Raw genomic sequence first — 12,298 nt, 5'->3', positions numbered from 1 at the left:
GGCATGGCCCGCCTTTTTTGCGTCACGCGGGTTTGCGTGCCCGCAGATGATGCGGGCAGTGCTCGCCCGTCTCGAGCACGCCGATCATGGCGCGCCATGTGACGATGGAATGGTCGATGAACTCGGCGCCGTGTGCCTCAGCGAGCGCATCGCGCCGGGTTTCGAGCAGGTCGAGCTCCTCGCGCGCGACGCCGAGATACCACGGATTGCGGTTGGTGAGCGTGATCCGCTCGAACCCCGCCGCCTCGAGCGCGGCGCGGTAGCGCATGGGGGAGGCCATCTCGAAGCCCAGATCCTCGAGGACGAGATAGTCCTGCATCTGCTGCGTGGGCGCATCGCCCGCGATCAGCCAGTCCGAAGCGGCGAGCCAGCCGCCGGGCGCCAGCACGCGGAAGACGTCGCGCGCCAGGAATTCCTTGTCGGGGATATGGATGATCGAATCCTTCGAGAAGACGATGTCGAAGCTGCCGTCATCGTGAGGAAAGGGTCCGGGGGCGACCTTCTCGATCGTCACCGCATCCTCTGCGCCGGCGGCGGCGATACGCGCGCGGGCCGCCTCCACCACATCATCCTCGACGTCGATCCCCGTCACATGGGCCGCGCCGTGATCGCGCGCGAGCGAAAGCGTGATCGCGCCCGAGCCGCACCCGATATCGAGCACCCGCTTGCCCGCGAGATCCAGGCCCTCGAGCACGCGCGAGACCTCTTCGGGGCCGCCGGGCGAGAGATATCCCTCGCCCCAGAGCATTTCGAGAAACGAGATATGGCCCTTGTCGTAGAGAAGCTCGCTCATGTCGGTCACTCCAGAAGAACGATGGAATCCGCGCCCCACCCCACGGTCACGGTGCTGCCCTCGCGGGCGACGGCACGGCCCGCCGTGTTGCGCATCGAGATGGTGACGGGCGCCTCGGCGCCTGGAAGGGCGACGCTGTAATAGGTCATGTCGCCATAGTAATCGGTGCCGGTCACGGTGCCTTGGACCTCGCGCTCGAAATGACCGGTATCCTCGCCGGTGATGGTGAACATCTCCGGGCGCACGCCGACGACGTTGATCCGCGAGGCCGCGAGCCCCGCGGGCGCCTGCGACGCCGGCACCTCGATCTGTCCGAGCGCGGGAATGTCGAGCTGATAGGGCGCGCCGTTGCCGCCCGTCGCGCTGGCCTCGAGAAAGTTCATGACCCCGATGAAGGACGCGACGCGGCGCGTTCTGGGGCGGCGATAGAGCTCTTCGGGCGTGGCGAGCTGCGCGATCGTGCCGTCGAAGATGACGGCGATCCGATCGGACATTATGAGCGCTTCCTCCTGGTCGTGCGTGACGAGGATGAAGGTGATCCCGAGGCTTTTCTGAAGGCGCCGCAACTCGTGCTGCATCTGGTCGCGCAGCTTCTTGTCGAGCGCCGACAAGGGCTCGTCGAGAAGGATCACCTTGGGCCGCATGACGAGCGCACGGGCCAGCGCGACGCGCTGGCGCTGACCGCCCGACAGCTCGTGCGCCTTGCGCTTGCCGTAGCCCGCAAGATCCACCATCTCGAGCGCCTGCTCGACTTCGCGGGCCATTTCGGCCTTGCCCAGCTTCTTCTTGACGAGGCCGTAGCCCACGTTCTCGGCCACATCGAGATGCGGGAAGATCGCGTAGCTTTGAAAGACCATGTTGGTCGGGCGGCGGTTGGCGGGGATGTCCTTCATCGATTTGCCGCCGATCATGATCGTGCCGCCCGAGACCTGCTCGAACCCCGCAATGAGGCGCAAAAGCGTGGTCTTGCCGCAGCCCGAGGGGCCGAGCAGCGAGAAGAACTCGCCCTCGTGGATCACCGCATCGACGCCCTTCAGCGCGGTGACGGCCCCGAAATTCTTGGTCACGCCTTTGATTTCGATGATGGGCGCGGAGGCGGCTTGCGTCATGTTCAGATCAGTCCTTGTGTTGAGCCGCCATCCATCCCGCGGCGGCGCACCGCGCGGCGGCGGAAGAATTCGGCCACGACGAGAAGGGCGATGGAGACGGCCAGCAGGATCGTGCCCAGCGCCATGATCGAGGGCAGCTTGGACGGGAAGCGCAGCTGGCTCCAGATGTAGACGGGCAGGGTGACATCGGTGCCGGTCAGGAAGAAGGCGATGATGAACTCGTCGAGGCTGATGGTGAAGGTGATCAGGAGGCTCGAGACGATGCCCGGCATGATGAGCGGCAGCGTCACGCGCCGGAACGTGCCCCAGCGCGTCTCGCCCAGATCGAAGGACGCTTCCTCGAGGCTTTCCTCCATCCCCGCGAAAGCGGAACTGAGGATCGCGATGGAGAAGGGCGTGCAGATCAGCACATGGCCCGCGATCACCGTCCAGAGCGAGAGCGACATGCCGAGTTGCATCAGCATCACCAGCAGCGCCACGGCGACGATGATCTCGGGCAGCACGAGCGGCAACATGATGAAGCCCATGATGCCCTTCTGCGCCGGAAAGCGGTATTTCGCCGCCGAGCGCGCGGCGCAGGCCCCCAGAAGCGTGCTTATGAGCGCCGTGCTCAGCGCGACGATGGCGCTGTTGCGCACGGCGCTGTGCAGCGCGTCGGTCTCCCACAGGAGATCGAACCACTTGGTCGTGTAGCCGGCGAGCGGGAAGGCGATGATCGTCGCGTCGTTGAAGGCGAAGAGCGGAAGCAGGATGACCGGCGCATAGAGAAAGATCATGTAGCAGGTCGCATAGACCGCGAGCCACCGGCCCGATGCGTATCTGGCAAGCCCGCGCATCATCGTGTCTTTCCTCCCAGCTTGCGCCCCGCGAAATAGAGCCCGACGCTGATCGCGCCGACCACGACCATCGAGGTCACCGCGAGTGCCGCGCCGAGCGGCGCGTTGTTCGCCTTGCCGAACTGCACCTGGATCATGTTGGCCACCATCAGCCCGTCCGTGCCGCCGACGAGCTTGGGCGTGATGTAATCGCCCACCGTCGGGATCAGCACGATCAGCGTCGCCGCCACCACCCCTGGCATCGCCAGCGGCAGCGTGATGCGGAAGAAGCGGCGCACCGGCCCGTCGCCCAGATCCTCAGCCGCCTCCAGAAGCGAGCGGTCGATCTTCTCGAGCGCGACGAAGATGGGCAGGATCGCGAAGGGCGCCCAAGCATGGGCCAGCGTCAGCACGACCGCGTTCTCGTTGTAGAGGATGAAGGTCAGCGGCTCGTCGATGATCCCGAGGCTCATCAGCGCAGAATTGAAGACACCGTTATATCCGAGGATCACCTTCCACAGGAACACGCGCAGAAGGTAGCTCGTCCAGAAGGGCACCGTGATGAGGAAAAGCCACAACGCCTTGCGCGATTTGACATGGAACGAGATGTAGTAGGCGATCGGAAAGGCGAGGATCACCGTCGCCACCGTCACGATCAGCGAGATGCGCAGGCTGCGCCACATCAGAACCTGAAAGATGGGCTGCGTCCAGGCCTCGCGGTAATTGTCGAAGGTCAGCGTCCTGTCGAGGTCGAGATAGGTCTGCGTCCAGAAGCTGAACATCACCACCATCGCCAGCGGCGCGGCCAGCATGACCAGCGCATAGATGAGGGTGGGGCTGATGAGGGTCAGGCCCTGGCGGCTTTGCTGACTCAGGCTGGGCACGATAGGGGCATCTCCCGTGGCTCGATATCAGCGATACACGGCGCGCGTCTCAAGGCAAGCGCCGAGCGTGGCCCGGCGCTTGCCTCGGAACTTGGCTCGGCGTCCGGCGCAGTCACCTGGCGGCTTCTTTCAGGCGCCTTTCGTTCTCGCGCAGCAAGGTGCCCTCGGGCGGCTCGTCGCCGTCGAGCACGGGGAAGATCCCGCGCAGAATGTCATGATAGCTGCGCACGCCGTATTCGAGATCCGACAGGACGATCCCGTCGAAACCGCTCGAAAACGCGGCTTCCCACGTCCATTCGATGAGCTGCTCGTCCTCCTTGGAGGTGATGCGGTCGATGCGCATCGACAGGTAGCGCGCAAGGCGCATGCGCCGGTCCTCGTCCTTGTGGCGATAGACGCTGCCGCGCTGGATGGTGCGCCCGTTCTCGACGGGAAACTCGTGATAGAAGATGACCGAGTCCGGATAGAGGCCGAAGACGAGGTTCGGAAACACCCCGACATAGAGCCACGCCGCCTTGTGATCGTCGTCGAGCCGCTCGGGCGGCTGAAGGATCTTGCGGTAGTTCTCGACGCTCCAGAGCCGATGCTTGCCCTCGCGGAACTGGCCGAGCGAGCGCGATGTGCCGTGGGTGAAGGGCTCGTCATGGTAGTTCGTGCCGAAAAGGTCGTGCAGGCCGGGATGAGCCATCGCGACATGATATCCCTCGTTGTCGACGTCGCGCACGCATTTCCAGTTGGCCTCGATCTCGCCGGCCCAGAAGACATCCTCGGCGGGTACGAGGTTCTCGAGATCGTATTGCGCAAGCTCGTCGTCGAAGCGCGCCATGATCTCGGCGACCGAGGGTTGCGGTCCTTCCTTGAAACGCACAAAGACGAAGCCCTGCCAGATTTCCATCTCGACCGGCTTGAGCCCCATCTCGACCGGGTCGAGATCGGGCAGCGATTGCGGCTGCGCCGCGCCGCGCAGCGTACCGTCGAGATTGTAGGCCCAGCCATGGAAAGGGCAGATGATCGCCGATTTGCAATTGCCGGATTCCTCGGCAACGACCCGGCTGCCGCGATGGCGGCATAGATTATGGAACGAACGCACCTTCATATCGCGCCCGCGCACGACCAGCGCGCGCTCGCCCACGAGGTCCGAGGCCACGAAATCGCCCGGCTCGGGCACGTCATTCACATGGCAGACAACCTGCCAATGCCGCCGGAAAAGCTGCTCCTTCTCGGCTTCCAGCATTTCAGGGCTGAAGAAGCTCCAGGCCGGCAGGCCCTTGCGATCCCATTCGGTCGGCACTTGCGTGTTCTGGATGTTCATGGCGTGCGGGCTCCCTTGTGGTTGTCCCGAGTATAGATAATTTGAATGTGCGCTCAAACAAAAAATGGAGCGGTGATGAGTGGCGCAGGGTCGCAACGTGCGAAGAGGGTGGCAGCGGGCGGCGCGCGCCCTTGCGACAACGGCGCTTTTCGCCGGGCAGGGCGGGCCTTCCCGAGGCATGACATGCGCTCACCGACGCCTCTCCCCGCAAGCTCGCAGACTGGCCGACGCGGCGCGTCCGGATCACTCGAAACAGCACATTGAAGCCCTCTCAAAGCCCCGCGAAATCTTTTGTCCGCACCGCGCGTTTTTTCCCGATTCCCCTCTGGACGCCACCAAACCGCATTGCTATACGGCACCTCGTGTTCCGGCGTAGCTCAGCGGTAGAGCAGTTGACTGTTAATCAATTGGTCGTAGGTTCGATCCCTACCGCCGGAGCCAAAACCCCCTGATATCAAGGTTTTGTGAGCTGCCGATCGGTCTATGTTTGCCCGGTCAATCCCCTACTCTCCCTCGTTCGCCCGGAAAACTGTCTCTGCATTGACGGCCCCCTCATGCGCGACAATCCCGCGCGCGGCGAGATCGATCAGATGCGCGAGCACGTTGCGGGCGGCGGCGGGCAGGAGGGCCGCGGGGGTGTCGGTGTAGATCGTGGCGGCGATCTCGGCCGCAGTGCCGGGGCGCACGGCGAGCGCGGTAAGGATCGCGGCCTCGCGGGCCGCGCGGTGGGCGATCAGCCAGTCGAGGCGCTCGGCGGGGTTCTCCACCGGTGCGCCGTGACCGGGGTAGAGGACGTTCGGGCCGAGCGCCGCGAGCTTGCGGCATGATGCGGTGAAGTCCCCGGCGTCCCCGTCGGGCGGCGAGACGAGCGAGCTGGCCCAGCCCATCACGAGATCCCCGGTGAAGATCGCCTCATCCCAGGCAAAGCAGAGGTGATTTCCGAAATGCCCGGGCGTCCAGATGGCGCCAAGGCGCCAGTCGCCGGTCTCGACCGTCTCGCCATCGGCAAGGCGGCGGTCCGGCGCGAATGCGAGATCGACGCCTTCGCCGCCCCGCGTCAGGCCCTGATCCGCAAGCCTCTGCATGACCGCGCTGCGCCCGGCCAGCGCGTCGCCGAAGGCCAGCACCGGCGCGCCGGTCTCGTGGGCCAGCCGGGGCGCGAGGGCCGAATGATCAAGATGCGCGTGCGTCACGAGAATATGCGTGACGCGCGCGCCGGGGCCGAGCGCGTGCAGTATGGCATCGAGGTGCCCGGGATCGTCCGGGCCGGGGTCGATCACCGCGATTTCGCGGTGCCCGAGCAGGTAGGTATTCGTGCCTCGGAAGGTCATAGCGGAGGGGTTGGGCGCCAGAATGCGGCGCAGGCCCCGCGCGATCTCGAGCGCGGCGCCCGGCTTCGGGTCGAAAGCGGGGGCAGGGCGGTCGGACATGGGCGGCGGTGCTCCGGCGTAACTGTCTGAAGCGGCAGGCTAGACCGCGCGCCCAAGGACGTCCAGCCGCGCCCGCGCCACCTGCCGCGCGGCGGCGCCTTGCGCGCCACCGGGGGCCGCGCTAGCGTCGGCCATGATGTTCCGATGGCTCAAGCGCACCATGCCGCGTGGCCTTTATGGTCGCGCTTTCCTGATCCTGCTTTTGCCGGTCATTTCGCTCTTGCTCGTCGTCTCCGTCGTCTCGGCGCAGCGCCTCTTCGAAGGGGTCACGCGGCAGATGACCACCTCCGTCAGCCGCGAAGTGCGCCTTCTGCTCGATGCCGATGATCCGGCCCCCATCGCGGACGCGCTGGCCATCACGATCACCCGGATCGAAGAGAGCGCGGTCCCGCTCGAGAATATCCGCAGCTGGTACGATATCACCGGCATCATCCTCATCGACGAGATCGAGGCGTTGCTGCCGCGCCTGCGCGCGGTCGATCTCGGCAACCAGCAGATCGTGCGGCTCTATCTCGAGGATGCGGAGGGCATGCTGCGGATGACGGTGGATCGGCGCCGGTTCTCGGCCTCCAATCCGCATCAGCTTTTCGTCAACATGCTGTTTTTCAGCGTGCTGATGACGCTCATCGCCTATCTCTACCTGCGCAATCAGCTTCGCCCGATCACGCGGCTCGCCCGGGCCGCCGAGGCGTTCGGGCGCGGGCGCACGGTGCCCTATCGACCCTCAGGCGCCAACGAGGTGCGCGCCGCCGGCAGCGCCTTTCTCGACATGCGCGCCCGGATCGAGCGGCAGATCGAGCAGCGCACGCTGATGCTCTCGGGGGTGAGCCACGATCTGCGCACGCCGCTCACGCGGTTGAAGCTGAGCCTCGAGATGCTCGAGGACGATGCCGAGCGCGCGCCGATGCTGCGCGATGTGCGCGACATGGAGCGGCTCCTCGACGCATTCCTCGATTTCGCGCGCGGCACCGCCGAGGGCGAGGCCGAGCCCGTCGATCCGGCGAGGCTCATCCGGCGCATCGCCGAGGATTGCGCGCGCGCGCAGATCCCGGTGACGGTGCACGAGATCACCGGTTCGGGCGAAGTGCCGCTGCGGCCCGTCGCGATACGGCGCGCGGTCGAGAACCTCATCAACAACGCCGTGCGTTACGGCACCCGCGCCGAGCTTTCCATGATGCTGACCGAGCGCGCCCTGCGCATCAGCGTCGAGGATGACGGGCCCGGCATTCCCGAGGCGCAGCGCGACGAGGCCCTGCGGCCCTTCGCCCGGCTCGAGGCGTCGCGCAATCAGGACAAGGGGCCTGGGGTGGGTCTCGGCCTCTCGATCGCGACGGATATCATGCGCGCCCATGGCGGCAGCCTGCGCCTCGGCAGGTCCGAGCGTCTCGGCGGTCTGCGCGCGGACATGGTGATCGGGCGATGAGGGCTTTCGCGAATTGGCCTGGGTGCAGCAGCTTCGGCGCGGTGAGAGCGCCGGGAGCGCGCCTTTCATGACCATCGGGGCCGATCCGCCGCTCATCTGGCTTGATTGGGGGCAGGGCGCGCCCGTCATGTCCGGCTGCGCCTCGTGGCGGTCGGGGCCTGATCTGCCGGCACGGATCGGCAGGCTTTACGCCGCGTGGAAGTGGGATGGAACGCGGTTGCGGGCCGAGGTGGATCGCCACGGGTTTCACAGCCTCTTCGTCTATCGCAAGGGCGATACGATCGCCATATCGCCCTCGCTTCTCGCGCTCGTCGCGGCGGGCGCCGATCCCGCGCCCGACACGCGCGCTCTGGCCGTCTTTCACCGCATCGGCGTCTTCATCAATGACGACACGCCGCTCAGGCATGTCCGGACCCTGCCGCCGAACGGCAGACTCGAGTGGCGGGAGGGCCGGCTCGAGATCACGGGCGGCACGCCGATCCCCAAGGTGCAGAGCATCACGCGAGAGGGCGCGCTCGAAGGCATGACCGCGCATTTCCGCGAGGCGATGCGCCGCATCCTCGACATGTGGGACGAGCCCTTGACGCTGCCGCTCAGCGGCGGGCGCGACTCGCGGCACATCCTGCTCGAAATGCTGCATCAGGGCCGTCGCCCGCGCTCCTGCATCACCTTTCATCACAACGGCGCCGCGATGAACGGCGAGGCGCTCGCCGCCCGCGCGCTGGCCGAGCGGGCAGGTATCGCCCATGACGTCGCGGGCCACGCGCGCCCGCGCCTTGCGGATGCGCTGCGCTGCGCCGTGATGACGAGCCTTTGCGCCGACGAGCATGCGCAGATGATGCCCCTTCACGACTACATGCTCGCGCGGGGCGGTGCCGCCTTCGACGGGATCGCGGGCGATATCCTGACCAATCCCGACAACGACGCCGAAGCTTTCTTTCGCTTGGCCGAGAAAGGCGATTTCACCGGCATCGCGCGCGGCCTCTGCGAGGGGCATGGGCGCGTCATTTCCGAGCCTGGCTGGGGACGCGGCGCGGGGCCGATCCTTTCGCCCGGCATGGACGAGGAGGTGCATGACTATCTGGGCGAGACCATCGCGGCATATGCGGACGCGCCCGACCCCTATCAGGTCTTCTGGATGTATCACCGCACGCGGCGCGAGATCAACTTCGTCCCGCAAGCCATTCTGGCACCGGCGACTCCCGTCTTCTGCCCCTATCTCGATCCCGATTTCGCGGAGTTCTGCCTTTCGCTGCCCTACGCGGTCACGTGTGACCAGATGCTCCATGACGACGTGATCGCGCGGGCCTATCCGGATTTCGCCGATATCCCCTACGCCGCCGGTTTCCGCGCGCCCGCGCCGCAAGGGGGCGGCGCCATGCACAAGCTGCGCGGCGCGCTCGATGTCATGCGCATCACCGCCGCGATGGGGCCGCGCGCCAAGGCGGAGCGTCGCGCCTTCCTGCGCCCGCCCGGGCAGTTGAAACGCGGGCCGGACATGGCGCTGCGCCTCCACGCGCTCTGCCTCGACGGGCTCGATGCGGCGCGCGCGCGGCGGCTCCTCGATCTCGCCGGCACGCTCGAGGCGGCGCGGCCCAGAAGGCTCATCTCGGACAGCTTGCCGGAGCGCGCGCCATGATCGGGCGGCTTCGGCTCAAGCTGCGGCGCCGCCAGCACGCAAAGCGGCGCGCGGGGGAGCTGCGCGCGCCCTTCGACCTGGCCGCGCGGCGGCGCGTTCTTTTCCTCGCGGTCGATCATCCGATCCCTCAAAGCCAGCTCTTCGGCTTTCACCATTACGCGGACAGGTTCCGCGACATGTGGGACGCGGAATTCCGGGAGATTCCCGTGGACGGCACTCTTGATGCGGAGCTTGTGAAACGCGCCACAACTATCTGTATCCAGACGAATTTCGATATATCGGATGACGCTCTTGCGGCCATCTTGGCGCAGATCGACGCCCACAACCCGGGTGCGCGGCGCGTCTATCTCGACTGGTTCGCGCCCACCGATCTGCGCCTGGCCGAGCGGGTCGGCCCGCATGTCGATGCCTATGTCTCGAAGCATGTCCTGCGCGATCGTAGCCAATATGGCGAGCCAACCTTCGGCGACACCACCTTGATGGATCACTACGGAAAGGCGCATGGCCTCGATCATGAGACGCGAGAATTCATCATTCCCAAAGGCTTCCTTAAGAAAATTTATGTCGGGCCGTCCTTTCTGACCGCAGATTTCATGCTGCCGAAATTCGCGCGGGGGCGGATGCCGCGCGGCCCGCGCCCTGCCGATCTGCATGCGCGCATCGCGGTCGAGGGCACGCCCTGGTATCGCGCAATGCGGCAGGGCTGCGCCGAGGCGGTCTCGCGGCTCGAAGGCGTGCGCGCGGTCACCGGCACGGGCATTCCGCATGCAAGGTTCCTGCGCGAATTGCGCGCGTCCAAGATGTGCTTCTGCCCCTTCGGCTATGGCGAAGTCTGCTGGCGCGATTACGAGGCGATCCTTTGCGGCGCGGCGCTCGTCAAGCAGGACATGAGCCATGTCGAGACCGCGCCCGACATCTTCATCCCGGACGAGACCTATGTGCCGGTCAAATGGGACATGTCCGATTTCGAGCCGCGCGTGCGCGATCTTCTGGCCGACCATGTGAAGCGCAAGCGCATCGCCCGCAACGCCTTCGAGGTTCTGCACGACTACGCGCGTTCGGATGCCTTCGTCGCGCAGATGGCGCCCGCGCTCTTCGGCGACGAGGCGAAATGAGCGCGCCGGTCGAGGCCGTCGTCATCGGGCGCAACGAGGGCGTGCGGCTCATCGCGTGCCTCGCGTCGCTGCAAGGGCAGGTGGCACGGATCATCTATGTCGACAGCGGCAGCACCGATGGCAGCTGTGAGGCCGCGCGTGCCGCCGGTGCGGAGGTTGTCGCACTCGACACGGGCCAGCCCTTCACCGCCGCGCGGGCACGCAATGCCGGGCTGGCGCGCGTAGAGGCCGAGTTCGTCCAGTTCGTCGACGGGGATTGCACCGTCGCGCCGGGCTGGATCGCGGCGGCGCTGGATCATATGCACGGCGATCCCGCTTGCGCCGTCGTCTGCGGTCGCCGCCGCGAGACGCATCCCGAGGCGAGCGTCTACAACCGGCTCTGCGATATCGAATGGGATACGCCCATCGGCCCCGCGCGGGCCTGCGGTGGCGACGCGCTGATGCGCCGCGCCGCGCTCGAAGAGGTGGGCGGCTTCGCTGCCACGCTCATCGCGGGGGAGGAGCCGGATCTCTGCCTGCGGCTGCGGGCCGAAGGATGGAGCGTCTTCCGCCTCGATGCGGAGATGACGCGGCATGACGCGGCGATCACGCGGCTCTCGCAATGGTGGCGCCGCGCCCGTCGCGCGGGCCATGCCTATGCCGAGGGCGCCGCCCGTCATGGGCGGACGCCCGAGCGGCATTGGGTCCGGGAAACCCGCCGCGCCTTGATCTGGGGCGCGGCCTTGCCCGCGTTCATCCTCTTGGGTGGGCTGGCTTGGCCGCCGCTCGCGCTGGCCGCGCTCGCCTATCCCGCCCAGGCCGCGCGGCTGGCATGGCGCTCGGGCGATCCGGCCTGGGCGTTCTTCACTCTTCTGGGCAAGTTTCCCGAGGCGGGCGGTGCCTTGCGCTTCTACGCCGGGCGGCTCCTGCGCCGGGGCGGCGGTCTCATCGAGTACAAGTGACGCGCGCGCGCCGGGCGCGCCAGGCCAGCCCCGGCAGGATGGCGGCGCAGCGTATATAGCGCGGCCCGAGGCGGCGGGGGCTCGTCGCCGCGCGCCAGAGCCATTCGAGCGCCAATGCCCGCATCACGCGCGGCGCGCGGCGCTGGTGGCCCGAGAGGAAATCGAGCCCCGCGCCGATGGAGGCGAAGCCTACCGAGGGCGCGAGGCGGCGCCCCAGCGCCGCCAACCTCTCTTGCTTGGGCGCGCCCAGCGCCAGAAAACACAGCGCCGCGCCCGAGGCTTCGAGCTCTGCGAGCAGCGCCCGCGCCGCCGCGCCTTCGGGATCGAACCCCATGGGCGGCGCGCGCCTGAGGGCGATCTCGAGACCCGGCACCTCGGCGCGCAGCCGCGCAGCCGCGCCGCTCAGCGCCGCCTCGGTCGAGCCGACAAGCGCGATGGGACGGCTGCACTCGGCCGCGAGCCGGGCGAGCGGAAGGATCATGTCCGAGCCGGGCATCAGCTGGGCGGGCTGCCCCGCGAGCCTCGAGAGCCAGCGGATCGGGCGCCCGTCTGCGACGATGATCTCGTGGCACGCGTAAGCGGCGGCGAAGTCCGGATCGCGCCCGATCCGCACCATGTGATCGAGATTGACGGTCGCCATCGCGAACCCCCGCCGCGCCGACAGATGCGCGTGCAGATCGGCGAAGAGCGCGTCCCGCGCCCCATGCGTCACCGGCACCTCGATGCCGTTTCGGGTTTTCAGAAACATCGCGCGCCCCTCCGCTCCGCCTCCTTCATATCCGCGCCGGGGCACGATGCAACCGCCGCCATGCGGGACAGGGGCGGCGCCGCGTGCTA

Annotated in this window: 11 protein-coding genes and 1 tRNA gene; 5 read left to right on the top strand and 7 right to left on the bottom strand. The window is 67.2% G+C overall.

Annotation, left to right across the window (positions count from 1 at the left end):
- Positions 1-22: 22 nt before the first annotated feature.
- The 5 genes from ACGRVM_RS03095 to ACGRVM_RS03075 all read right to left on the bottom strand — a co-directional run bounded on the left by ACGRVM_RS03095 (position 23) and on the right by ACGRVM_RS03075 (position 4,913).
- On the bottom strand, positions 23-793 hold the full coding sequence (locus tag ACGRVM_RS03095) for a methyltransferase domain-containing protein (protein ID WP_377168807.1): 771 nt from the start codon (positions 791-793) through the stop codon (positions 23-25).
- Between the two features lie 5 nt (positions 794-798).
- A complete protein-coding gene (locus tag ACGRVM_RS03090) occupies positions 799-1,902 on the bottom strand; it encodes an ABC transporter ATP-binding protein (RefSeq protein WP_377168809.1) in 1,104 nt (367 codons plus the stop codon).
- A gap of 2 nt (positions 1,903-1,904) precedes the next feature.
- Positions 1,905-2,741 (bottom strand): ABC transporter permease, encoded by an 837-nt coding sequence (locus ACGRVM_RS03085; protein ID WP_377168811.1) that lies wholly within the window; start codon positions 2,739-2,741, stop codon positions 1,905-1,907.
- Positions 2,738-3,592: an ABC transporter permease gene (locus tag ACGRVM_RS03080; RefSeq protein ID WP_377170013.1), complete on the bottom strand. Its 855-nt coding sequence runs from the start codon at positions 3,590-3,592 to the stop codon at positions 2,738-2,740. Before ACGRVM_RS03080 ends, ACGRVM_RS03085 begins: the two co-directional genes overlap by 4 nt.
- Positions 3,593-3,713: 121 nt before the next feature.
- Positions 3,714-4,913, bottom strand: coding sequence for an aromatic ring-hydroxylating oxygenase subunit alpha (locus tag ACGRVM_RS03075; RefSeq protein WP_377168813.1), 1,200 nt, complete (start codon positions 4,911-4,913; stop codon positions 3,714-3,716).
- A gap of 366 nt (positions 4,914-5,279) precedes the next feature.
- Here ACGRVM_RS03075 and ACGRVM_RS03070 point away from each other — a divergent pair.
- Positions 5,280-5,354: transfer RNA gene (locus ACGRVM_RS03070), tRNA-Asn, on the top strand.
- A gap of 62 nt (positions 5,355-5,416) precedes the next feature.
- Here ACGRVM_RS03070 and ACGRVM_RS03065 read toward each other — a convergent pair.
- Positions 5,417-6,343 carry an MBL fold metallo-hydrolase gene (locus ACGRVM_RS03065; RefSeq protein ID WP_377168815.1) on the bottom strand — a complete coding sequence of 309 codons (927 nt, stop codon included), beginning with the start codon at positions 6,341-6,343 and terminating at the stop codon, positions 5,417-5,419.
- A 133-nt stretch (positions 6,344-6,476) separates the two neighbouring features.
- Between ACGRVM_RS03065 and ACGRVM_RS03060 the strand changes: the two genes are divergently transcribed.
- The 4 genes from ACGRVM_RS03060 (at position 6,477) to ACGRVM_RS03045 (ending at position 11,461) form a co-directional block, all read left to right on the top strand.
- A complete protein-coding gene (locus ACGRVM_RS03060; protein ID WP_377168817.1) occupies positions 6,477-7,766 on the top strand; it encodes an ATP-binding protein in 1,290 nt (429 codons plus the stop codon).
- A 67-nt stretch (positions 7,767-7,833) separates the two neighbouring features.
- A complete protein-coding gene (locus ACGRVM_RS03055) occupies positions 7,834-9,405 on the top strand; it encodes an asparagine synthetase B family protein (RefSeq protein WP_377168819.1) in 1,572 nt (523 codons plus the stop codon).
- Positions 9,402-10,520, top strand: a complete 1,119-nt coding sequence (locus ACGRVM_RS03050) for a glycosyltransferase (RefSeq protein WP_377168821.1) — start codon at positions 9,402-9,404, stop codon at positions 10,518-10,520. The genes ACGRVM_RS03055 and ACGRVM_RS03050 overlap by 4 nt, the downstream gene beginning before the upstream one ends.
- Positions 10,517-11,461, top strand: coding sequence for a glycosyltransferase family 2 protein (locus tag ACGRVM_RS03045; protein WP_377168823.1), 945 nt, complete (start codon positions 10,517-10,519; stop codon positions 11,459-11,461). Before ACGRVM_RS03050 ends, ACGRVM_RS03045 begins: the two co-directional genes overlap by 4 nt.
- Here ACGRVM_RS03045 and ACGRVM_RS03040 read toward each other — a convergent pair.
- Positions 11,445-12,209: a WecB/TagA/CpsF family glycosyltransferase gene (locus ACGRVM_RS03040; RefSeq protein WP_377168825.1), complete on the bottom strand. Its 765-nt coding sequence runs from the start codon at positions 12,207-12,209 to the stop codon at positions 11,445-11,447. The genes ACGRVM_RS03045 and ACGRVM_RS03040 overlap by 17 nt on opposite strands.
- Between the last annotated feature and the right edge of the window lie 89 nt (positions 12,210-12,298).

It is taken from the genome of Roseovarius aquimarinus, assembly GCF_043661195.1.
GTDB classification, from domain to species: domain Bacteria; phylum Pseudomonadota; class Alphaproteobacteria; order Rhodobacterales; family Rhodobacteraceae; genus Roseovarius; species Roseovarius aquimarinus.
The sequence above is the reverse complement of the archived record's forward strand: the minus strand, read 5'-3'. Positions and strand labels throughout refer to the sequence as shown.

Coding starts and splice junctions, on each gene's coding strand:
- ACGRVM_RS03095 (WP_377168807.1), bottom strand. CDS start 793: ATGAGCGAGCTTCTCTACGACAAGGGCCATATCTCGTTTCTCGAAATG.
- ACGRVM_RS03090 (WP_377168809.1), bottom strand. CDS start 1,902: ATGACGCAAGCCGCCTCCGCGCCCATCATCGAAATCAAAGGCGTGACC.
- ACGRVM_RS03085 (WP_377168811.1), bottom strand. CDS start 2,741: ATGATGCGCGGGCTTGCCAGATACGCATCGGGCCGGTGGCTCGCGGTC.
- ACGRVM_RS03075 (WP_377168813.1), bottom strand. CDS start 4,913: ATGAACATCCAGAACACGCAAGTGCCGACCGAATGGGATCGCAAGGGC.
- ACGRVM_RS03065 (WP_377168815.1), bottom strand. CDS start 6,343: ATGTCCGACCGCCCTGCCCCCGCTTTCGACCCGAAGCCGGGCGCCGCG.
- ACGRVM_RS03060 (WP_377168817.1), top strand. CDS start 6,477: ATGATGTTCCGATGGCTCAAGCGCACCATGCCGCGTGGCCTTTATGGT.
- ACGRVM_RS03055 (WP_377168819.1), top strand. CDS start 7,834: ATGACCATCGGGGCCGATCCGCCGCTCATCTGGCTTGATTGGGGGCAG.
- ACGRVM_RS03050 (WP_377168821.1), top strand. CDS start 9,402: ATGATCGGGCGGCTTCGGCTCAAGCTGCGGCGCCGCCAGCACGCAAAG.
- ACGRVM_RS03045 (WP_377168823.1), top strand. CDS start 10,517: ATGAGCGCGCCGGTCGAGGCCGTCGTCATCGGGCGCAACGAGGGCGTG.
- ACGRVM_RS03040 (WP_377168825.1), bottom strand. CDS start 12,209: ATGTTTCTGAAAACCCGAAACGGCATCGAGGTGCCGGTGACGCATGGG.